The organism is Actinacidiphila epipremni, assembly GCF_012034175.1.
Lineage (GTDB): Bacteria > Actinomycetota > Actinomycetes > Streptomycetales > Streptomycetaceae > Actinacidiphila > Actinacidiphila epipremni.
Genome location: NZ_JAATEJ010000010.1, coordinates 159,284 through 179,184, shown reverse-complemented (window position 1 = coordinate 179,184; position 19,901 = coordinate 159,284). Strand labels below are relative to the sequence as shown.

The 19,901-nt window shown below is 73.8% G+C and carries 21 protein-coding genes; 14 read left to right on the top strand and 7 right to left on the bottom strand.

What is annotated here, in order from left to right:
- Positions 1-47: 47 nt before the first annotated feature.
- The 4 genes from HCN08_RS15315 to HCN08_RS15300 form a co-directional block, all read right to left on the bottom strand.
- On the bottom strand, positions 48-1,712 hold the full coding sequence (locus HCN08_RS15315; protein ID WP_167983604.1) for a glycoside hydrolase family 43 protein: 1,665 nt from the start codon (positions 1,710-1,712) through the stop codon (positions 48-50).
- A gap of 103 nt (positions 1,713-1,815) precedes the next feature.
- Positions 1,816-2,733 (bottom strand): carbohydrate ABC transporter permease, encoded by a 918-nt coding sequence (locus tag HCN08_RS15310; RefSeq protein ID WP_167983603.1) that lies wholly within the window; start codon positions 2,731-2,733, stop codon positions 1,816-1,818.
- Entirely contained in the window at positions 2,730-3,629 is a 900-nt protein-coding gene (locus HCN08_RS15305) for a carbohydrate ABC transporter permease (protein WP_322974462.1), read from the bottom strand. The genes HCN08_RS15310 and HCN08_RS15305 overlap by 4 nt, the downstream gene beginning before the upstream one ends.
- Entirely contained in the window at positions 3,626-4,963 is a 1,338-nt protein-coding gene (locus tag HCN08_RS15300) for an extracellular solute-binding protein (protein ID WP_167983602.1), read from the bottom strand. The genes HCN08_RS15305 and HCN08_RS15300 overlap by 4 nt, the downstream gene beginning before the upstream one ends.
- Before the next feature lie 237 nt (positions 4,964-5,200).
- Between HCN08_RS15300 and HCN08_RS15295 the strand changes: the two genes are divergently transcribed.
- The 11 genes from HCN08_RS15295 to HCN08_RS15245 all read left to right on the top strand — a co-directional run bounded on the left by HCN08_RS15295 (position 5,201) and on the right by HCN08_RS15245 (position 14,525).
- Positions 5,201-6,262 carry a LacI family DNA-binding transcriptional regulator gene (locus HCN08_RS15295; protein ID WP_322974461.1) on the top strand — a complete coding sequence of 354 codons (1,062 nt, stop codon included), beginning with the start codon at positions 5,201-5,203 and terminating at the stop codon, positions 6,260-6,262.
- A 314-nt stretch (positions 6,263-6,576) separates the two neighbouring features.
- Positions 6,577-6,924 carry a hypothetical protein gene (locus HCN08_RS15290; RefSeq protein WP_167983601.1) on the top strand — a complete coding sequence of 116 codons (348 nt, stop codon included), beginning with the start codon at positions 6,577-6,579 and terminating at the stop codon, positions 6,922-6,924.
- On the top strand, positions 6,921-7,088 hold the full coding sequence (locus HCN08_RS15285; RefSeq protein ID WP_167983600.1) for a hypothetical protein: 168 nt from the start codon (positions 6,921-6,923) through the stop codon (positions 7,086-7,088). The genes HCN08_RS15290 and HCN08_RS15285 overlap by 4 nt, the downstream gene beginning before the upstream one ends.
- A gap of 111 nt (positions 7,089-7,199) precedes the next feature.
- Entirely contained in the window at positions 7,200-8,021 is an 822-nt protein-coding gene (locus tag HCN08_RS15280; RefSeq protein ID WP_167983599.1) for a hypothetical protein, read from the top strand.
- 386 nt (positions 8,022-8,407) lie between these two features.
- Positions 8,408-8,911 carry an ATP-binding protein gene (locus HCN08_RS15275; RefSeq protein WP_240970103.1) on the top strand — a complete coding sequence of 168 codons (504 nt, stop codon included), beginning with the start codon at positions 8,408-8,410 and terminating at the stop codon, positions 8,909-8,911.
- A gap of 34 nt (positions 8,912-8,945) precedes the next feature.
- Complete coding sequence (locus HCN08_RS15270; RefSeq protein ID WP_167983598.1) at positions 8,946-10,376, top strand: ROK family transcriptional regulator; 1,431 nt, start codon at positions 8,946-8,948, stop codon at positions 10,374-10,376.
- Positions 10,377-10,534: 158 nt separating this feature from the next.
- Positions 10,535-11,857, top strand: a complete 1,323-nt coding sequence (locus HCN08_RS15265; RefSeq protein WP_167983597.1) for an ATP-binding protein — start codon at positions 10,535-10,537, stop codon at positions 11,855-11,857.
- Positions 11,854-12,285, top strand: coding sequence for a roadblock/LC7 domain-containing protein (locus HCN08_RS15260; protein ID WP_167983596.1), 432 nt, complete (start codon positions 11,854-11,856; stop codon positions 12,283-12,285). The genes HCN08_RS15265 and HCN08_RS15260 overlap by 4 nt, the downstream gene beginning before the upstream one ends.
- Entirely contained in the window at positions 12,282-12,695 is a 414-nt protein-coding gene (locus HCN08_RS15255; RefSeq protein ID WP_167983595.1) for a DUF742 domain-containing protein, read from the top strand. The genes HCN08_RS15260 and HCN08_RS15255 overlap by 4 nt, the downstream gene beginning before the upstream one ends.
- A complete protein-coding gene (locus HCN08_RS15250; protein ID WP_407648776.1) occupies positions 12,673-13,308 on the top strand; it encodes a GTP-binding protein in 636 nt (211 codons plus the stop codon). Before HCN08_RS15255 ends, HCN08_RS15250 begins: the two co-directional genes overlap by 23 nt.
- Positions 13,308-14,525 (top strand): cytochrome P450, encoded by a 1,218-nt coding sequence (locus tag HCN08_RS15245; RefSeq protein WP_167983594.1) that lies wholly within the window; start codon positions 13,308-13,310, stop codon positions 14,523-14,525. The genes HCN08_RS15250 and HCN08_RS15245 overlap by 1 nt, the downstream gene beginning before the upstream one ends.
- Positions 14,526-14,591: 66 nt before the next feature.
- On the opposite strand, the gene HCN08_RS15240 is transcribed toward HCN08_RS15245, so the two are convergent.
- Complete coding sequence (locus tag HCN08_RS15240; protein ID WP_167983593.1) at positions 14,592-15,605, bottom strand: Gfo/Idh/MocA family protein; 1,014 nt, start codon at positions 15,603-15,605, stop codon at positions 14,592-14,594.
- 86 nt (positions 15,606-15,691) lie between these two features.
- On the opposite strand from HCN08_RS15240, the gene HCN08_RS15235 reads away from it, so the two are divergent.
- Genes HCN08_RS15235 through HCN08_RS15225 form a run of 3 tightly spaced genes read left to right on the top strand, consistent with a single transcriptional unit; the run spans position 15,692 to position 18,279 of the window.
- The gene (locus tag HCN08_RS15235) at positions 15,692-16,981 is read left to right on the top strand and encodes a multidrug effflux MFS transporter (RefSeq protein WP_322974460.1); all 1,290 of its coding nucleotides are present in this window, start codon (positions 15,692-15,694) and stop codon (positions 16,979-16,981) included.
- A gap of 37 nt (positions 16,982-17,018) precedes the next feature.
- A complete protein-coding gene (locus HCN08_RS15230) occupies positions 17,019-17,213 on the top strand; it encodes a hypothetical protein (RefSeq protein ID WP_167983591.1) in 195 nt (64 codons plus the stop codon).
- A complete protein-coding gene (locus HCN08_RS15225; protein WP_167983590.1) occupies positions 17,179-18,279 on the top strand; it encodes a serine hydrolase domain-containing protein in 1,101 nt (366 codons plus the stop codon). The genes HCN08_RS15230 and HCN08_RS15225 overlap by 35 nt, the downstream gene beginning before the upstream one ends.
- Positions 18,280-18,288: 9 nt before the next feature.
- On the opposite strand, the gene HCN08_RS15220 is transcribed toward HCN08_RS15225, so the two are convergent.
- The gene (locus tag HCN08_RS15220; RefSeq protein ID WP_167983589.1) at positions 18,289-18,489 is read right to left on the bottom strand and encodes a hypothetical protein; all 201 of its coding nucleotides are present in this window, start codon (positions 18,487-18,489) and stop codon (positions 18,289-18,291) included.
- A 142-nt stretch (positions 18,490-18,631) separates the two neighbouring features.
- Positions 18,632-19,714 carry a PP2C family protein-serine/threonine phosphatase gene (locus tag HCN08_RS15215; RefSeq protein WP_167983588.1) on the bottom strand — a complete coding sequence of 361 codons (1,083 nt, stop codon included), beginning with the start codon at positions 19,712-19,714 and terminating at the stop codon, positions 18,632-18,634.
- Positions 19,715-19,901 lie beyond the last annotated feature (187 nt).

Below are 19,901 nucleotides of genomic sequence, written 5' to 3'. Positions count from 1 at the left end.
CCCCACCGGCACAGACCCTGACGGTGATGCCCCCGCCCGCGAAGACCTCAGTGCTGCCGGTAGGTGGCGTGGTCGAAGTCGGCGTAGCCGCCGTCCGCCCCGATGTCCTGCACCCACAGGCCGAGAAAGGCACCGGTGAAGGCGGGGCTGGCCGCCCGCCCGTCGGTGTCCTGCTTCTCGCCGGCGTACTCGTCGGACAGGATCGTCGCGTCGAGCGGCGGCCCCAGCTCCGTCCAGTCCCGGCCCGGCGTCCGGTGGTCGAAGAGCACATGCGGCTCGTCCAGCGTCACCCGCAGCTCCACCGGCCCGCTGCGTGCCCCCTCGGCGAGCACCACCTGCGCGCCGGCCACCCGCACCCCGTCGTCGCAGGTCAGCACGGCCAGCACGGTACGGCCCTCGTCGTCGCGGGAGACGTAGGCGTAGTGCCAGTTGCGGGTGTCGTAGTACGCGGTGACGCCCGCGAGCTGCCGTACGTCCGCGGGGGCGGCCTCCAGCGACGTCTCCAGCGAGCAGTGCAGGCTGCCGGCGCGGCGGGCGACCAGGCTCGGGGAGCGCAGGCCGCGCGGCGACTGGCCGCCGTGCAGGCGCAGATGGGAGGGCCGGGAGGTGAGGTCGGCCCAGTCGGCGGCGGCGTGCCGGCGCAGGGTGGCCCAGTGCGGGCCGAGCCGGTCGCCGTCGAAGTCGTCGCGGGCGGGCGCGGCGGGGAAGGGGTGCGGTGCGAGCCGCGGCGCGGGCACCTGCTCGGCGGGGACGCCGCCGGCGACCCGGGGCCAGCCGTCCGGGCTCCACTCCACGCGCTGGATCGCGGTCTCCCGGCCGAGCACGCAGCGCCCGAGCGGGGTGAGCGGCCGGCCGGTGAGGTGGGCGAGGTACCACTCGCCGGAGGCGGTCTCGACCAGGCTGCCGTGCCCGGCCTTCTGCAGCGCGAGTCCCGGCCGGCCGCGCGAGGTCAGGGTGGGCCCGGCGGGGTCGGGCTCGTAGGGCCCGAGCAGGGTGCGGGAGCGGGCGACGGTCACCTGGTGGTCGTAGGACGTGCCGCCCTCGGCGGTCATCAGGTAGTACCAGCCGCCGTGCCGGTAGAGGTGCGGGCCCTCGGTGACACCGGCGTCGGTGCCGGCGAAGAGCGGGTGCGCCGCGCCGGTGAGCCGGCCCGCGGCGCAGTCCCACGCCTGCGCCTGGATGCCGGCGAAGGGCGTACGGCCGGGCCGCCAGTCGCCGGTGAGGGCGAGCATCCAACAGGTGCCGTCCTCGTCGTGGAAGAGCGACGGGTCAAAGCCGCGCGCATGCACCGGCACCGGATCGGACCACGGGCCCTCGGGGGCGGGCGCGGTCACGACGTAGTTCTGCGCGTCCCACCAGCCGCCGTGGTGGTTGTCGACCCGGGTGAAGACCAGGTGGAACAGCCCGTGCGCGTACGACAGGCACGGCGCCCACACCCCGCCGGAGTCGGGCACGCCGGTCAGGTCCAGCAGCCGGCGCTCGTCGAGGACGCCGGGCAGCGGGCGCCAGTGGACGAGGTCGCGCGAGTGGTGCAGGCGCACGCCCGGGCACCACTCGAAGGTCGAGGTGGCCAGGTAGTAGTCGTCGCCGACCCGCAGGATCGACGGGTCGGGGTGGAAGCCGGTCAGCACCGGGTTGGCGATGACGGCCCGGCGGTCGGTCGCCCCGGCCGCCGGGGGAGCGGCGGGGGAGGTGGTGGCTCCGGTGGACATGGATGCCTTTCAGGGAGACCTTCGGCGAAGACAGAAGAAGACAGAAGAAGACGGAGGAAGGCAGAGGGGGCCAGAAGGGGGCAAGGGCGAGGGAGCGCGGGGGCTACTTGCCGAAGCCCGCGGTGAGCCCGCTGAGCAGCTGCCGGCGGCCGAAGAGGTACGCCACGAGCAGCGGCAGCAGCGACAGCAGGACGGCGGCCATGGTCGCCGGTACGTTCACCCCGCCCTGCTGGCCCTGGTAGTTCCACAGGCCCAGCGTCACGGTGCGGCGGGCGTCACTCTGGGTGAGCACCAGCGGGAAGATGAAGCCGTTCCAGGCGCCCAGCGCGGTGTAGATGCCGATGGTGACCAGGCCCGGCCGGCTCAGCGGCAGTACGAGCGAGCGCAGCGTCTGCAGCGCGGCGGCGCCGTCCATCGTCATCGCCTCGTAGAGCTCGCCGGGGATGTCGCGCATCGTGGAGGTGAGCACGAGGATCGCCATCGGCAGCGAGAAGGCCGCGGTGGGCAGGATGACGGCGAGCAGGGTGTCGTAGACGTGCAGCCGGGTGATGATCAGGTAGACCGGCACGATCGTGGCCTGCGCGGGGATCGCCAGGCCCATCAGCATCACCGAGAAGCCGGCCGACACGAACCGGCTGCGGCTGCGGACGACGGCGTACGCCGCGGGCAGCGCGAGCAGCAGGACCAGCGCGACCGTCGCGGCGGACACCACGATGCTGTTCCACAGGTAGGTCGGGAAGCCGGAGTCCAGCACCGTGCGGTAGTTGGAGAAGACCAGGTGGTGCGGCAGCGACAGCGGCCCGGCGTCCAGGTAGTCGCTGCGGTCGCGCAGGCTGGAGGCCACCACGTAGTACAGCGGTACGGCCACGATCACCAGCCACACCGCCGCCGCGGCCCCGCCGGCCCAGTCGGCGCGGCGGTACGGCCGGCCGGTCCGCCGGGCGCGGGCCCGGCGCGGGCTGCGGGCGGCGGCGGTACGGTGCGGGCGGCGTTCCCGGGTCAGGGTGTCGGTGGTGCTCACAGGCCCTCCCGCTGGCTGGTCATGCGCCGGAAGCCGGTGATGCGGACGACCAGCAGGGACAAGGTGGTGCCGGCGGCGAGCAGCAGCACGGCGAGCACACTGGCGTAGCCCATGTCGAAGCTGCTGAAGCCGGTGAGGTACATGTGCAGCGGCAGGATGCGGGTGGACGTGCCCGGGCCGCCGTCGGTGAGGATCAGCACGATGTCGAAGTACGTCAGCGAGCCGACGAGGATCAGCACCGAGGACGTGACGACGGTGTTGCGCAGCTGCGGCAGCGTGATGGACGCGAACTGCCGCCACCGGCCCGCCCCGTCGATCGTCGCGGCCTCGTAGAGCTGGGCCGGCACCTGGCGTGCGGCGGCCTGGTAGAGCAGGGTGTGGAAGGGCACGAACTGCCAGGTGATGACGGCCGTCACGGTCCACAGCGCCTTGTGCGGGTCGCCGATGAAGTTGCCGTCGTCGACGCCGATCCACGGGCCCACGGTGTGCGCCAGGCCGAAGTTGGGGTCGAGCAGCGCGCCGAAGAGCAGTGCGACGGCCGCGCTGGACATCAGCAGCGGTACGAAGAACAGGGTGCCGAGCACCGCCCGGGAGCGTTGCGGCCCGGCGCACCACACGCCCAGCGGCAGGCAGATGAGGGTCTGCACCGCCCAGGTGACCACGGTCAGCAGCAGCGAGAGCCGCAGGCTCTGGCCGAGCCCGGGGTCGTGCAGCAGCCGGGTCCAGTTGCGGGCGCCGGCCCAGTGCGGACTGCCGAGGCCGCTCCAGTCGGTGAAGCTCAGCGCGACCACCAGGGCCATCGGCACCACGGCGAACAGGGCGAAGTACAGCAGGGCGGGGACGGCCCAGAGGGCTCCGGGCCGTCCGTCGCTCCCGCGCGGGACCGCGATGCTCACTTCGCGTCCATCGCGGAGACGAACTGCTGCGGTGTGGACTGCTTGTTGAAGACCTTCTGCAGGTTCGTCAGCAGCTTCTGGGCGGTGGCCGGGTCCAGCGCCTGGTCCCAGGACTGGGTGAACGACGGGGCGCCGGCGACCAGTTGGTAGATGAAGCCGGTGTAGTCGGCGTTGGGGCTCGCCTTGATCTGCGCGTCGATGCCGGCGACCGCCGGGACCTGGCCGATGGACAACAGGTCGGAGACGTACGACGGTTCGGTGACGGTCTTCTTGACGAAGTCCACCGCGTCGGACCTGTTCGCGGACTTGGCGGTGACGGAGAAGAAGTTGGACGGGTTGCCGACGACGTTCTTCGGGTCGCCCTTGCCGCCGGGCACGGTCGGGAAGGTGGTCCAGCCGAGTTTGCCGTCCTTGACGAACTTCGGGGCGGTCGCGAGCTGGCCGGCGTACTCCCAGGAGCCCATCAGCTCCATGCCGGCCCGGCCCTTGGCCAGCAGCGCGTCGGCGCCGCCCGAATCCTGGCTGACCGAGCCGTAGTTGGTGCCGAAGGCACCGCGCTCGACGAGGTCCCTGATCATGCCGAGGGCGGTCGCGACGGCGGGGTCGTCCCATGCGCCGGGCGTGCCCGCCTGGATGCCGGCGAAGACCTCGGGGCCGCCGACCCGGTCGAGCAGGTACTCCAGCCACATCAGCTCGGTCCACGCCTGCGAGCCGGCGAGCGCGATGGGCGTGACCTTCTTCGCCTTGAGCGTGTCGATGTCGGCCAGCAGGTCCTGCCAGGTGGCGGGCGGGGCGGTGATGCCGGCCGCGGCGAAGACGTCCTTGTTGGAGAACAGGGCGACCGGCTGCACGCCCTCCATCGGCACACCGTAGACCTTGCCGTCCAGGGTGCCGGCGGCGAGCACGCTGGGCAGGAACTTTGCGGTGAACGTCGCGTCGAGATCGGCGCTCAGGTCGGCGACCTCGCCGGACTTCACATACGTCGACAGGTTGCCGCCGCCCCAGTTGAGGAAGACGTCGGGGGCGTTCGGGGAGCCGAGCGCGGTCTGCAGCTTCTGCTTGTAGGGGTCGTTGACGAAGGTCTGCATCGTGGCCCTGGTGTCCTTGGACGCCGCGTTGTAGGCGCTGACGGACTTCTTCTGCACGGGGTTGAACGCCGTGTCCTGCAACGTCCACACGGTGACCCGGCCGCCGCCCCCGCTGCCGCCGGCTGCGCCGGGGCCGCTGCTGCCGCACGCCGTCGCGGTGACGGCGAGCACCGCCGCGGCGCTCACCGCGGCCGTCGCTCTGAGGGTTGCGCCGAGGGTCACTCCGAGGGTCGGGGCACTCTTCATCCCGGAACACGCTCCTTCGGTGCCGGAAACATTGCTGCTCCTGGCCTTGGAAAGTTACGATAGTTTCTGCTCGCAGGAACGTAGAGTTTACGAGCGGGCGCGTCAACGCCGGAACGGGTCACAGTGCGGTCACGGCGGCCGGCGGCGCCGGCGGGCCGTACCGTCCGCTCCGCGGGGCGGGAATCGAGAAATGCGCGGGCGGTCCTCTAGGCTGCCCGCGACCGACCGACCAGTGAGGTGACCGTGGAGGAAGAGGGCCGTACGCACGCGCCCCGGCAGGCCGCCCGCGTGCCGCGGGTGACGATCGCGGACATCGCCGAGGAGGCGGGTGTGTCGGTCGCGACGGTGTCGAAGGTCCTCAACGGCCACGCCCATGTCGCCGACGCCACCCGGCAGAAGGTCGAGGCGCTGCTCGCCGGGCACAACTACCTGCGCCGGCGCAGCCGCACGGTCCGTACCGTCGGCCTGATCGACCTGGTCATCAACGAGCTGGACAGCCCCTGGTCGATCGAGGTCGTGCGCGGGGTCGAGGAGACCACCGCGAGCCACGACAGCGGCCTGGTCGTCACCGCCGTGCACGGCCGCGCCGCCGACACCCGGCGCTGGCTGGACAACCTCGTCAAGCGCGGCAGCGACGGGGTGATCCTCGCGGTGACCGCGCTCGCGCCCGCCCAGTGGCGCAAGGTCGAGGAGTTCGGGATTCCGCTGGTCGTGGTGGACCCGATAGGGCATCCCGACCCCACGATCCCCTCGGTCGGCGCGACCAACTGGCACGGCGGCCTGGCCGCCACGCAGCATCTGCTCGCCCTCGGCCACCGCAGGGTCGGCATCATCACCGGCCCCGACGACATCCTCAGCGCCCGCGCCCGGCTCGACGGCTACCGCGCCGCGCTGGAAGGCGCCGGCGTCGGGGTGGACCCGGCGCTGGAGGTCCGCGGCGACTTCCACCACGAGACCGGCTTCTCCGGCGCGCGGCACCTGCTGTCGCTGCCGCAGCCGCCCACCGCGATCTTCGCCAGCAGCGACCTGCAGGCCCTCGGCGCGTACGACGCCGTGCGCCGGGCGGGGCTGCGGGTCGGGCCCGACGTCAGCATCGTCGGGTTCGACGACCTGCCGGTGGCGAGCTGGGCCTCACCGCCGCTGACCACGGTCCGCCAGCCGCTCAGCGACATGGCGGCGATGGCCGCCCGTATCGTCCTGGAGGGCGTCGAGACCGTGCTGCCCGGCGAGATGCGCCGCGCGGAGCTGGCCACCGCGCTCGTCGAACGCGAGAGCACCGCGCCCGTGCCCGCGCGCTGACGCCCCGCCTGCCGCGCCCCCTGCCCGGCCCTGCCCGCGCCTGCCTGCCCCTGCCCGCCGGAATCCCGCTCCGGGCAGGGGCTTTGTGCTGCCCGGACGCGGCGTCCCGCCGGTGGTGTTTCGGGTGCGCGACATCGGGCGTCGAGACCGGGCGGGGGAGATCCGGTCCGATCCATTGACGCGGCATGCCTCGGCTTCTACGGTTCCGCATCGGAAACACCGAGATAGTTTCCGACCCGCGAGTGGGAACTTTCCGCCGAGGGGTCGGACCGACCGCCCGCAACCTGCCCGCCGACGGGAAGATCCTGCCCGTCATGGGCCAGGACTCCGGCACCCTCGCCGACTACCGCAGCCAGGTCCTGGACGACGCGGCGCTGGACGCCCCGCGGCCCGGCGGCGTCACGCTCTACACCAACCTCGTCGAAGGCGGCAGCCCGGCGCCGCTGGCCGGGATGTTCTCGCCCGCCGACTGGGGCAGCGGCACGGTCGACTTCACCACGACGCTGAACCAGTACCCGGGCGCCGCCCTCGCGTGGGCCTGTACCTGTCCGACGCCACCGCGGGCTGCGGCAACCAGCCGCTGCGCGCGATCATCGGCCGCGCCGACGCCGACATCACCCCGCAGCTCACCGCGCAGTACCGCGGCGACGTCGACCGGATGATCAACCGGTTCAAGAGCTGGGACCGCGCGGTCTTCCTGCGCATCGGCTACGAGTTCGACGGCCCGTGGAACTGCTACAACGCCGACTTCTACAAGCAGGCCTTCCAGTACATCAAGGGCCGCATCGACGCGCTCGGCGCCACCAAAGTCGCCACCGTGTGGTAGTCCGCCGCCTGGCCGCTCGACGCCTCGCCCGACCACCCCGAGTACGGCTACCTGGTCACCGACCCCGACCACCTGGACCCCTGGTACCCGGGGGACGCCTACGTCGACTACGTGGGCCTGTCCGACTTCTACAATGCCGGGTCGCTGGCCACCCAGTGGGGGTGCAGCAGCTACGACGTCAACCCCGTCACCCTGCAGAACCGCGTCCTGGACTTCGCCCGCTCGCACGGCAAGCCCGTCATGATCGCCGAGGCGTCCCCGCAGGGCTACACCACGTCCGGCCCGAGCAGGAGCTGCATCATGCGCAAGGGCCCGCAGGCCACGACCGCAGCCGCGGTGCTGAGCGAGTGGTACGCGGGCTACTGGAGCTGGATCGAGCAGAACCGTGACGTCATCCGGATCGCCTCCTACATCAACACCGACTGGGACGCGCAGACGCAGTGGCAGTGCGCCGACGGCGCCGCCGCGGGCGGGGCCGGGTGCGGCAACGGCTACTGGGGCGACGCCCGCATCCAGGCGAACCCCGCGATCCGGGACGCGTTCCTGAACGAGCTGCGCAAATGCGTCTTCGTCGGCGGTACGGCGGGGGACTGCCCGGGCGGCGGCACGACGCCCCCGACCACACCGCCGACGACGCCCCCGACCACGCCGCCCGGCTCGGGGGACTACACGCAAGGCGTGGCGGCCGGCAGCGGCGGCCACGACACCGTCTGGTTCCGGCCGAACGGCGGCACCGAGACCTTCGTGGCCGTCCACTACGCCCTCGACGGCGGTGGCCGGCTCAACTACATGGCGACCTACGACGCCGCCGCCGGCCGCTGGGAGCTGCCCGTCACCGTGCCCGCCGGGCACACGCTCACGTACTTCTTCGACTACCAGCCGAGCACGCAGACCTACCAGAACACGACCCCGGTCTACACCTTCACCGGCTGAGCCGCCGCCCTCCCCGGACGCCCTCCCCCGGGCGCCGGGCGGCGGGCGGCGGGGGAGGGCCACGGAGCCGGTCCTGGCGGTCACCGTGGGTGCGGCGGAGTGCCGGGATATGGGCGCGCGGAAAACTTCTCCGGACCAAGGGGGGTATTTGCCCCGAACAGTCGTATTGTGGTGATCGACAACAAATAGGCCGCCGGCCGACGTGGCGTGTGCCCGCCCGGCCCGATGCGCGGCCCGTGCCGCACCGCGCCCGTACGCGCGTACGTGTGTACGTACATACGAGGCGACGACGACCGGCTCCGACGCACGGCGCGTCACCCGCCAGGTCTGCCGGCTCCGCCCGGCGGCCGGGACCCCTCCGACGCCCAGGTATCGACGGTATCGACATGCGCATGATCACCCCCGACTCCGCCCTCCCGGTATTCCACCCGCCGCGCCGGCCGCAGCGGGCGGGCCTGGACCTGCCCCGCACCCCGTGGCTCGCCGGTCCGCGCGGGAGCGGCCCGCACCGCTTCGCCGGGTGCCTCCCGCTCCCGCACCGCCCGGAGGCCGGCCGGCAGGCCCGCACGGCCGCGCAGGGCGTGCTGGACGGCTGGCAGGTGCCGGCGCCGACCGCGGACGACGTCGTCCTGGTCGTCTCGGAGCTCGTCACCAACGCCCTGAACCACGCGCTGCCCGAGGTCTGCCTGCACCTGTCGCGGCTGCCGTGCGGCATCCTGCGCGTCGAGGTCGCCGACGGCGGCCCGTGCGGGGCGCGCCGGGAGCGCGACCCGGGCGACGGCGGGCGCGGCCTCGCGCTCGTCGAGGCCCTCTCCCAGGCGCACGGCCGCCACGTGGGCCCGGCCGGCACCCTGGCCTGGGCGGAATTCGCCGCGCAGGACGCCCCCTAGCGGCGCTGCGCCGGCCCGGGACGAGGAGGCCGCCATGCCCCCGGCGACGGACCGCCCGCCCGGGCAGGGCCCGCAGGCGGAGGTGCGGCAGCACAACCTCGGCCAGGTGCTGCGCAGGGTGCACCTCGGCGGCGCCGTCGCACGCGCGGAGCTGACCCGGCTCACCGGGCTCAACCGCAGCACCACCGGCGCGCTGGTCGCGGCCCTCGCGGAGGCGGGGCTGGTCCGCGAGGAGACGCCGCGCAGCCACCGCGCCGCCGGGCGGCCCTCGCCCCTTGTGCTGCCGGTGCCGGCCCGCGCGCAGGCCCTCGCGCTGGAGGTCGGCGTCGAGCGGATCCGGATCGAGCGGGTGGGCCTCGGCGGCGAGGTGCTGGAGCGCCGTACCCTGCCCGGAGCCGGCGAGCCGATGACCTTCGACGCCACGGTCGACCGGATCGCCGCCCTCGTCACGTCGGTCGCCACGCCGGCCCTCGGAGCAGCGGAGCCGGCACCCGTACGCCCGGGGGCGGACGAGCCCGTACGACCGGAGGCCGACCCGCCGGTACGCGCCGGCGCCGCCCCGCCCGTACGACCCGAGGTCGACCCGCCCGTACGACCCGGGGCCGACGCCCCCGCGCCCCCTCCCGGCCCCGAGGGCGCTCCCGCGCACCCCGCCCCGATCACCGGCATCGGCGTCGCCGTCCCCGGCCTCGTCCGCCGCGCGGACGGCCTCGTACGGTACGCCCCGAACCTCGACTGGACCGACGCGCCGTTCGCGCGGGCGCTGAGCGCGCGGCTCCCCGCGCCCCTGGACCGGCTGGAAATCGCCGTCGGCAACGACGCCGACCTCGGCGCGCTCGGCGAGTACAGCCGGGGCGCGGCCCGCGGCTGCCGGGACTTCGTCTACCTCTCGGCGAACGTCGGCGTCGGCGGCGGGCTGTTCTGCGGCGGCCGGCCCGTGCCAGGGCAGGGCGGATACGCCGGCGAGATCGGCCACATGACCGTCAACCCGGACGGCCGCCGCTGCCGCTGCGGGGCCCGCGGCTGCTGGGAGACCGAGATCGGCACCGACGTCATCATCGAGGCCGCCGGGCTCCCCGTGCCGTACGACCACGCCCTCACCGGCGTCGTCGAGGCCGCCGAGGCCGGCGACGAGCGCGCCGCCCGCGCGCTGGACGACGCCGCCCGCTGGCTCGCGATCGGCCTGGGCAACCTCGCGGTCGTCCTCAGCCCGCGCCTGGTCGTCTTCGGCGGCGGGCTCCAGGACATCCACGACGCCACCGCCGAGCGCATCGCCCACTACGGCGCCTCCACCGGCCTGGCCCGCGCCCGCGCCCCCTACGTGCTGCGCCGCTCGGCCCTCGGCTACCGCGCCCCGCTGGTCGGCGCCGCCGAACGCGCCTTCGCCCCGCTGCTCGACGACCCCCTCGGCCGCACCCCGGCGCCCGCGCCTTCACACAACCACCGCCGGACGTCCACCCCCTGACCACCCGTCGGCAGCACGGAGGCCGTCCGATCGTCCGAAATCGTCGTCCGACTTCCGGAAGCGCACGAAAGTGCAACGAATTTTGCCGCCAAACCTTGTGGCGGGAACTCGCCACGGCATAATCACGCTCCAAGACTGTTGCGGGGTGGGATCGCGTCGTGCTCATAGCTTTCATCGCTGTACTCCTGGCCGCCGCCATCGGCGGCATCTGGTCCGGCCTCAGACATGTGCGGGACGCCCAACTGGTGCGCATGGCCCGCACCACCGTCCAGACGGCGGAGGTGAGGGCCAAGAACGCCGAGGAGCAACTCCAGGTCGCCATCGAGGAGCTGCGCTACCTCGCCGCCGACCGCATCCCGGCCGCCGTCCTCGCCCTGACCCACGAACACGCCCCCGTACCGGGCCTGTTGCACCCGCAGGCGGCCAACGCCCAGCTGGCAAAGGCGATGCGGGACGTGCTGTCGTCGGCCACCGACGCCGCCGCGGGCGAGCGCGACCGGGTCGACGCCGCGGCCCGGGCCGCGATGCGCGGCGCCACCTCCAAGGTGCAGTCGCTGCTGTACCAGACGCAGAGCGTGCTGCACGACCTCCAGCACGAGCTGGACGACCCGCGGCTGCTGGAGCTGGACTTCCGCAACGAGCTGGCGCTGCGCCGCATCCAGGCCACCGCCGTGCTGTGCGAGGCGTGGCCGGGCCTGGCCCGCAGCGACTCGCCGCTCGCCGAGGTCGTGATCGGCGCGCAGTCCCGGGTCGCCGGCTACGCGCGTATCAAGATGGCCAACCACCTGCGCGAGCAGCGCCTCGGCGTGGTCGCCAGGGCCGCCGAGCCGCTGGCCATCGCGGTCGCCGAGCTGCTGGCGAACGCGACCTCGTACTCCCACCCCGACACCGCCGTGCCGGTCACGATCCAGCAGAGCGGCGGGCGCGGCGCGCTGGTCGTGGTGGACGACGCCGGTATCGGCATGGACGACGAGACCCTGGCCCGCGCCCGGCGGCTGCTCGCCGGGCCCGACACGCTGCTGCTGACCGAGCTCGGCAACCCGCCGCAGGCCGGCTTCGCCGTCGTGGGCCGGCTGGTCAAGCAGTACGGCTTCTCCGTGCACATCGAGTCCTCGCCGTACGGCGGGGTCCGCGCGATGCTGCGGGTGCCGGCCGAGCTGCTGACCGTACTCGACGAGGAGCACACCCTTTCCGTGCTGGTGCCCGCGCCGGCCGACACCGCCGCCCCGCAGCGGCCGGCCGAACCCCTGGAGGACTCCCCGGTGACCGAGGCCGTGCCGCTGCCCTCGCGCCGCCGCCGCAGCCCGAAGACCGCCGCGGCCCGCCCGGTCGCGGCGGTGCCGCAGCCCGAGGCGGCGCCCGCGGCACGCACACCAGAGCAGGCAGGCGCGCTGTGGGGCGCACTGCAGGACGGCACCCGCAGCGGCAGGACCGCGGCCGGGAACGCCACCGGCGACGAGCAAGGAGACATCCGTTCATGACCACCCGCCGACCCCAGCCCCAGGCACAGGACCTGGCCTGGGTCCTGGAGCCGCTGCTCGAACTGCCGGGCGTCCAGCACGCCGTGATCGCCACCGGCGACGGGCTGCTGGAGGGCTCCTCACCCGGCCTCGACCGCGCCGCCGCCGAACGGGTGGCCGCGATGACCGCCACCCTGCACGCCTCGGCCCGCGCCTTCACCACCGCCTTCACCGACGACGAGTCGCCGCGGCTGCAGCAGACGGTGGTGGAGTCCGAGCAGGGCTTCGCGATCGTCGTGCCCGCCGGGCAGAACACCTCGCTCGCGGTGTTCGCCGCCCCGGACACCCAACTGGGCAACATCGCCTACCAGATGCAGGTGCAGGTCGCCGCCCTCGCCCGGGCGATGAGCGCACCCGCCCGCGAGCCGGACGCAGCCGGCCGGCCATGACAGCAGGCCGGCCCGGCACTTCAGGAGCGGCGGCTGCCCCCAAGGGCGGGCCGCCGGGCGGACGGGGGCGCCGCCTGATACCGGCCTACCTGGCCACCGGTGGCCGGGAACGCCCGCGCGGCACGGCCGGCTTCGACCGGCTGACGCTGCTGGTCGCCACCGACCAGCAGCCGCCGGAACTGGACTTCGGACCCGAGCACCGCAGGCTGTGGACGCTGCTGCGCCCGGGCGCACTGACCGTCGTGGAGTGCGCGGCCCATCTCGGGCTGCCGGTCAGCGCCACCGTCTTCCTGGCCGCCGACCTGGTCGGCGGCGGCCACCTGCTCGCCCGGTCCCCGGTCCCCAAGGCCGAGGAGATCGACCGAACGCTCATCGAGAGGCTGCTCGTTGGACTCCGTGCCCTCCCCTGAACCGGCGACCGCCCCGGCCGCCGAACCGCGGCCAGGCCAGGTCCGCTATCTGCCCGCGACCGGGCAGACCCTGATGAAGCTGATCATCACCGGCCCGTTCGGCGTCGGCAAGACCACCCTCATCCGCACCCTGTCGGAGATCCCCACCCTGCACACCGAGGAGGTGATGACCCGCTCCAGCGTCGGCCACGACGACCTCAAGGGACTGCCGGAGAAGGCCACCACCACCGTCGCGGTCGACTTCGGGCGGCTCACCGTGCCCGGCGACCTGGTGCTGTACCTGTTCGGCACCCCGGGCCAGGAGCGGTTCTTCCCGCTGTGGCAGGACATCGCGCGCGGCGCGCTCGGCGCGCTGGTGATGGCCGACACCCGGCGGCTGGCCGACTCCTTCCCGGTGATGGACATGGTCGAGGAGGAGGGCCTGCCCTACGCGGTGGCCGTCAACCGCTTCCCCGGCGCGCCCGCGCACAGCGACGACACGCTGCGCAAGCACCTGGACCTCGCCCCGCAGACCCCGCTCGTGCAGTGCGACGCCCGCAACCGCCGGGACAGCATCGGCACCCTCATCGCCCTCGCCGAGCATGTCCTGACCCGCCTCCCGGAGGACGACTGATGCCCGCCGGCACCCTGCCCGCGCTGTACGGCGAGGACTTCGCCGCCGACCCCGCCCGCGGCTACCGCGAGCTGCGCCGGCTCGGCCCGCTCACCCGGGTGGAGATCGCGCCCGGCGTCGAGGCCGTGCTGGTCACCGACTACGAGGCCGCGCTCGACGTGCTGCGCGACACCCACACCTTCTCCAAGGACCCGCGGCCCTGGCCCGACGCGGTGCCCGAGGACAGCCCGGTGCGCTCGGTGCTCGGCTACCGGCCCGCCGTGACCTTCTCCGACGGCGACACCCACGCCCGCTACCGCCGGGTCATCGGCGACAGCCTGGCGCTGCTCGGCCCACACCTGCTCCAGACCCAGGTCTCCGACGTCGCCGCCCGCCTCATCGGCCGCTTCGCCGGCACCGGGCGCGCCGACCTCGTCGCCGACTACGCGCTGCAGATCCCCTTGCGGGTGTTCAACCTGTGGTTCGGGGTGCCCGAGGCGGACGGCGAGCGCCTGGTGGCGCGGCTGGCGGCGCTGTCCGGCTCCGGGGCCGACGCGCAGACCGGCTACGAGGAGCTGGGCGAGGTCATCGGCGCCCTGGTCGCCGAGCGGCGGGCCCGGCCGCGCCGCGACCTGACCTCGTACTTCCTCCAGCACCCGGCCGGGCTGGACGACGCGGAAACGATTCGGCAGATCGGTGTCACCTTCGGCGGCGGGCACGACTTCACCACCAACCTGATCGCCAACACCCTCCAGCACATGATCGCCGACCCGCGCTACGACGGCTCGGTCTACGCCGGCGCCATGACCGCGCACGAGGCCATCAACGAGGTGCTGTGGCGCAACCCGCCGCAGTCCACCTCCACCGGCTACTACGTGCGCTACGACACCACCTTCCACGGAGTGGGCCTGCGCGCCGGCCAGTTGGTGCTGGTCTCCTACGCCGCCGCCAACGGCTCCTCGCAGCCCGGCGGCGAGACCGACGCGTGGGGCGCGAGCGAGAGCGCGCACCTGGCGTGGGGCGCGGGCCCGCACAGCTGCCCGGCCCGGCAGCCGGCGCTGCTCATCGCGATCACCGCGATCGAGGAGCTGACCAGCCGGCTGTGCGACATGGAACTGGCCGTGCCCGCCGAGCAGTTGCGCTGGCGCCCCGGGCCCTTCCACCGCGCGCTCACCTCGCTGCCGGTGACCTTCACGCCGTGGGCGCCGAAGGCACCGCCGCCGCCGGACGAGCGGTGACGGCCGTGCCCGGCCCGGGAGCCGGCCGCCGGCGCGGTGAAGGGGCCGACTCCCCGGGCCGCGGCGTCAGTCGACGCCCGGGTAGCGCACGCCGATGCGCCCGCGGATCGCGTCCAGCGTGCGCATCACCGACAGCGAGCCCTCCAGCGGCACCAGCGGCGACTGCGTAAGCCCCTCGCGCAAACAGCGGTTGACCTCGATCGCCTCGTAGCGCATCGTGCCGCGGATCAGGCCGTCGTCGGTGACGTCGGCGAACTCCACGGTGTGCGGGGTCTCGCCCTGCCGGTGGACGACGAACTTCCCCGGGTTGAAGAAGCCTTCGGGCAGCTCGATCCGGCCACGCGTGCCGCTGATCGCCGCCGGCGCGCCGGTGTCGGCGGCGAAGGTGCAGGTCAAGGTGGCCAGCGCGCCGCTGTTCCAGCCCAGCAGCACCCCGGTGGTGTCGTCGACGCGCTCGGGCGTCAGATGCGCCCACGCGTCGACGCTGTCCGGCTCGCCCAGCAGCAGTTGGGCGAAGGAGACCGGGTAGACGCCGAGGTCCAGCAGCGCGCCGCCGCCCTGTCCGGGGTCGCGCATGCGGTGGGTGGGCGCGAAGTCGCCGGCGAAGCCGAAGTCCGCGGAGACCGTGCGGATGTCACCGATGATGCCGTCGGCGACCAGCGCGACCAGGTGCCGGACCAGCGGGTTGCAGTACGTCCACATGGCCTCCATGAGGAACAGCCCGCGCTCCCGGGCAAGGCCCACCAACTCGTGCGCCTCACGGGAGTTGAGGGTGAACGCCTTCTCGCACAGCACCGCCCGCCCCGCCTCCAGGCACAGCCCGGCGGCCTCCCGGTGCGCCGAGTGCGGGGTCGCGACGTAGACGACGTCCACGCCGTCGTCGGCCGCGAGCTCGGCCCAGCTGCCGTACGCGCGCGGTATCCCGTACCGGCCGGCGAACGCCTTGGCGCTGTCCAGGCTGCGCGAGCCCACCGCCACCACCTCGGTGCCCGGCACGGTGGCCAGCGCCTCCGTGAAGGTCGCGGCTATGCCGCCGGTCGCCAGCACGCCCCAGCGGATCGTGCGGTTCACGTCACTCATCGATGCCCCAAAACCTGGTCTCGGCCGTCCCCGACGACTGAAAGAATAGGCAACGATTCAACGACCTCCGAGAGAGAGTGCCTACCGTGCAGGACGCCGGGCCGAGATCTGCCGCCCCGCCCACCCCCCAGTCCCCCGCTTCCTCCCTCACCCCGGGCGCGGCCCGCCAGGCCCGGGTCGGCCTGCTGGTCACCCTGGTCCTCGGCGGGCTGACGGCGCTGCCGCCGCTGTCCATGGACATGTACCTGCCCGCGCTGCCCCAGGTCACCGACGCCCTGCACAGCACCACCTCCACCGTCCAGCTCACCCTCACCGCGTGCCTGGCCGGCATGGCCCTCGGCCAGCTCCTCGTCGGCCCGCTCAGCGACCGCTTCGGCCGCCGCGGCCCGCTGCTGATCGGCATGGTCGTCTACGTCGTCGCCACCGCGGTGTGCGCGTTCGCGCCGACCGCCCCGCTGCTGGTCGGCTTCCGGCTCGTCCAGGGCCTCGCGGGCGCGGCCGGCATCGTCATCTCCCGGGCGATCGTCCGCGACCTCTACGACGGCGTGGAGATGGCCCGCTTCTTCTCCACCCTGATGCTGATCTCCGGTGTCGCCCCGATCGTCGCGCCCGTCATCGGCGGCCAGATCCTGCGGCTGACCGACTGGCGCGGCGTCTTCGTCGTCTGCACCGCCATCGGCATCCTGCTCACCGCCGTGGTGTGGCGCAGCCTCGGCGAGACGCTGCCGCCCGAGGACCGCCACTGCGGCGAGCTGGCCGGCACCTTCGGCGCCTTCCGCGGGCTGCTGGCCGACCGGGTCTTCAGCGGCTACGTCGTCGCCGGCAGCTTCGCCTTCGCCGCGCTGTTCACGTACGTGTCCGCGTCGTCGTTCGTCGTGCAGGACATCTACGGCGCCTCGCCGCAGACCTTCAGCCTGCTGTTCGGGCTCAACTCGATCGGCATCGTCGGCATCGGCCAGCTCAACGGCAAGATGCTGGTGGGCCGGGTGGACCTGGACCGGGTGCTCGCGGTCGGCCTGGTCCTCATCACCGGCGCCGCGGTGATGCTGCTGCTGTTCACCACCGGCGTATTCGGCCGGGCCTCGCTGCCCGAGATCGCCGGGTCGCTGTTCGTGATGATGGCCTCGATGGGCCTGGTGCTGCCCACGACCAACACGCAGGCGCTGCTGCGGACCAAGCGCAACGCCGGCGCGGCCTCCGCGCTCATCGGGACGTCGTCCTTCCTGATCGGCGCGGTGATCTCGCCGCTCGCCGGGATCGCCGGGGACGGCACCGCGGTGCCGATGGCGATCACCATCGTGACCTGCACACTCATCGCGTGCGTGGCATTTGTCGGGCTCTGCGTGCCGCGCCGACGTAGTGTGGAGGGACTATAGGCGTTCTCGCCCGTACCTAGCCCGTATGGAGGAAGCGATGTCCGATCCGGACGAACGCACCTGGGCGTTCAAGACAGCCGACAGCGCACTGCGGACGGGGGCGGAGTCCCCGGTGGACCCGGAGGACCTGGTGATGGCCTCCGGAGCGGACTGCACACCCGAGCGGATCGAGAAGGCCCGCAGAGAGCTGGAGGAAAATGGCGCCGCCGCTGTCGAGAGGTACCTGCCCTGAGGCGGGCCTCGACGCCGACGAGGTAGGGCGGATCGTCCCGGGCCTGCGGGCCGAGCTCGCCGCGGCGGGGCATCCGTGGTGCGCGGGGGCCGTCGTGCTGGCCGGGCGCGGGGACGTGGTCGCGCTGCACGAGGCCGTGGGCTGGGCGCTGCGCTACCGCTCGTACGACGAGCACACCGGCCGCGGGGTGGAGCTGCCGGCGGGGGAGCGGGTGCCGATGCGCCCCGGCACCGTCTTCGACCTGGCCTCCCTGACCAAGCTCTTCACCGCCGTGGTCGCCGCCCAGCAGATCGAGGCCGGCGTCCTGGACCCCGAGCGCGAGCTGACCGCGTACGTCCCCGGCCTCGTCGCGCCCGGTCTCACCCTGCGCCACCTGCTCACCCACACCTCGGGCCTGCGCCCCGAGCTGCCGCTCTACGACCTCCCGGACGCCGCCGCGCGCACCGCCCGGCTGGCCGCGGAGCAGCCGCTCACCCCGCCCGGCGCGCAGCGCACGTACTCCGACCTGAACCTGCTGCTCACCCAGACGCTGCTGGAGCGGGTGACCGGCCGCCCGCTGGACCGGCTCGTCGCCGAGGGCATCACCGGGCCGCTCGGCATGACCTCGACGCGTTTCGCGCCGCCGGCCGACTGGCGGCCCCGTATCGCCGCGACCGAGGACCAGCGGCGCCCGTGGGGCAAGCTCGACCGCGGGCTCGTGCACGGCACCGTCCACGACGAGAACGCGTACGCGATGGGCGGCGTCGCCGGTCACGCGGGGCTCTTCTCCACCGCCTGGGACCTGGCCCTCTTCGCCCACGCCCTGCTCACCGGCGCGCTGCCGCTGCGGCCCGAGCTGGGCTTCGAGACCGACCAGGCGTGGTTCATGGGCGAGCTGGCCGCCCCAGGCCGGGGCGCCGCCGGCCACACCGGCTTCACGGGGACGAGCCTGGTCCTCGACCCGGCGTCGGGTGCGTTCCTGGTGCTGCTGGCCAACACCGTCCACCCCGTACGCCACCGCCAGGGCAGCGCCCCGCGCGCCGCCGCGGCCACGCACCTGGCGCGGGCGCTGCGGCGTACGGGGTAGCGGGTCGCGTCAGCGGTGGTAGCCGTCGCCCATCGCGGCGGCGTTGTGGACCGTGCGGGAGTCGTGGAAGGCGCGCTCGAACTCGCGCACCGCGCGGTGCGTGCCCTCGGCGTGCAGATCGCCCCGGGCGGAGCCGCGCCGGGCCAGCACGACGATGCCGGCGATCACGCCGACGACGAGTACGGCTGCCGCCGCAAGGATCAGAACCATGGCATTCCCCCTGCCTGACGGGCCCGTTGAGCGGACCCCGGACCATTCACGATAACCCGTCAGTAGCCTGCGGGCCAGGGATCGCGGTACGGGGAGGGTGGGCGCGCGGGTGCCAGTCACGTAACGTCACCGGCCGCGTAGGTCACCCCTCGCGGCGGATGGCGACCGCGGCCATGTCGTCGGTCAGGCCGGCCGGCGCGTAAATCTCCAGCTCCTCCGTCAGGGCCTCGACGAGCCGGTCGGGCCCGTGGCCGGCCCAGTCGGCCGCGCGCTCCAGCAGCGGGAAGAAGTCGCCCTTGCCGTCCCGCGCCTCGGTGACGCCGTCGGTGTAGAGCAGCAGCCGGTCGCCCGGCGCGAAGGGGAAGCTCGTCGCGGTGTAGCCCTCGTCCGCCAGCGCGCCCAGGCCCAGCGGCGGCGCCGGGTGCTCGGCGCTCAGCGAGGTCACCGAGTCGTCGTGGAAGAGCAGCAGCGGCAGATGGCCGCAGCTGATCACCCGCAGGGTCGGCTCGCCGTCCGGGATCTCCACGACCGCCGCGGTGACGAACCGCTCGGCGGCGTCCTGCGGCGCGGCCACCCCGCCGTGGCCGGTCAAGCCCCAGCGGACGCTGCCCTCCAGCAGCGCGACCAGCTCCGGCAGCGGCGACTGCCGGTGCGCGGCGGCCCGGAAGGCGCCCAGCACGGTCTCGGTGTCGCCGACCGACGCCAGGCCCTTGCCGCGCACGTCCCCGATGAGCACCCGGGTGGCGTCGGCGGTGCGCGCCACCGCGTAGAGGTCGCCGCCGACCGGGGTGTCGGCGTCCGCCGCCCGGTAGACCGAGGCGAGCGAGACCGGCCCGACCCGCCCCGGCAGCGGCGGCAGCACCGCCTCCGACACATGCCGCAGCCCGGCCAGCTCCCGCCCGCGCCGCTCCAGCAGCCCGCTGACCAGCACGAGCAGCGCCGACAGCGCGGCGAGCGACCCCAGCTCGACCAGGACGCTCTCCGTACCGAGCGACATGCGCTCCGCGCCGGCGGCCACCAGCGCGACGATCGCCAGACCGGCGATGACGGCGGTGCGCCGGGCCCCGAAGAAGACGGCCGTCACCGCGACGGGCACGACCAGGGCGTGCGCGAGGTGCACATTGCGCGGCACGAAGTGGTCGACGATCGGTACGAGCGCGATGGCCACCGCCGCGACCACGTTCCACCGGTAGCCGAGGCTCCCGGTGGGATTCCACGCCGCCATCCGACGCCTCCACCCGACCCGCATACGTCCTCTCTCCTCCGCGCTGCCCCTCGCCCCCCGCGGGTGACGGCGCTGGGGGCGCGATCTGCTGAAGCGGGCGGAAGGGGGTCGGATATTCCCATGATGCCCTGATATGCCCGCGGGTGCGGGCGTAAGTATGGGTGCGGGTGCGGGTGCGGGTGCGGGT

Bases quoted from the DNA above. Each gene is read 5' to 3' on its own strand.
- HCN08_RS15260 (WP_167983596.1), top strand. From the start codon at position 11,854: ATGACCACCCGCCGACCCCAGCCCCAGGCACAGGACCTGGCCTGGGTC.
- HCN08_RS15270 (WP_167983598.1), top strand. From the start codon at position 8,946: ATGCCCCCGGCGACGGACCGCCCGCCCGGGCAGGGCCCGCAGGCGGAG.
- HCN08_RS15230 (WP_167983591.1), top strand. From the start codon at position 17,019: ATGTCCGATCCGGACGAACGCACCTGGGCGTTCAAGACAGCCGACAGC.
- HCN08_RS15315 (WP_167983604.1), bottom strand. From the start codon at position 1,712: ATGTCCACCGGAGCCACCACCTCCCCCGCCGCTCCCCCGGCGGCCGGG.
- HCN08_RS15290 (WP_167983601.1), top strand. From the start codon at position 6,577: ATGGGCCAGGACTCCGGCACCCTCGCCGACTACCGCAGCCAGGTCCTG.
- HCN08_RS15285 (WP_167983600.1), top strand. From the start codon at position 6,921: ATGATCAACCGGTTCAAGAGCTGGGACCGCGCGGTCTTCCTGCGCATC.
- HCN08_RS15240 (WP_167983593.1), bottom strand. From the start codon at position 15,605: ATGAGTGACGTGAACCGCACGATCCGCTGGGGCGTGCTGGCGACCGGC.
- HCN08_RS15245 (WP_167983594.1), top strand. From the start codon at position 13,308: ATGCCCGCCGGCACCCTGCCCGCGCTGTACGGCGAGGACTTCGCCGCC.
- HCN08_RS15225 (WP_167983590.1), top strand. From the start codon at position 17,179: ATGGCGCCGCCGCTGTCGAGAGGTACCTGCCCTGAGGCGGGCCTCGAC.
- HCN08_RS15275 (WP_240970103.1), top strand. From the start codon at position 8,408: ATGCGCATGATCACCCCCGACTCCGCCCTCCCGGTATTCCACCCGCCG.
- HCN08_RS15255 (WP_167983595.1), top strand. From the start codon at position 12,282: ATGACAGCAGGCCGGCCCGGCACTTCAGGAGCGGCGGCTGCCCCCAAG.
- HCN08_RS15300 (WP_167983602.1), bottom strand. From the start codon at position 4,963: ATGAAGAGTGCCCCGACCCTCGGAGTGACCCTCGGCGCAACCCTCAGA.
- HCN08_RS15220 (WP_167983589.1), bottom strand. From the start codon at position 18,489: ATGGTTCTGATCCTTGCGGCGGCAGCCGTACTCGTCGTCGGCGTGATC.
- HCN08_RS15215 (WP_167983588.1), bottom strand. From the start codon at position 19,714: ATGGCGGCGTGGAATCCCACCGGGAGCCTCGGCTACCGGTGGAACGTG.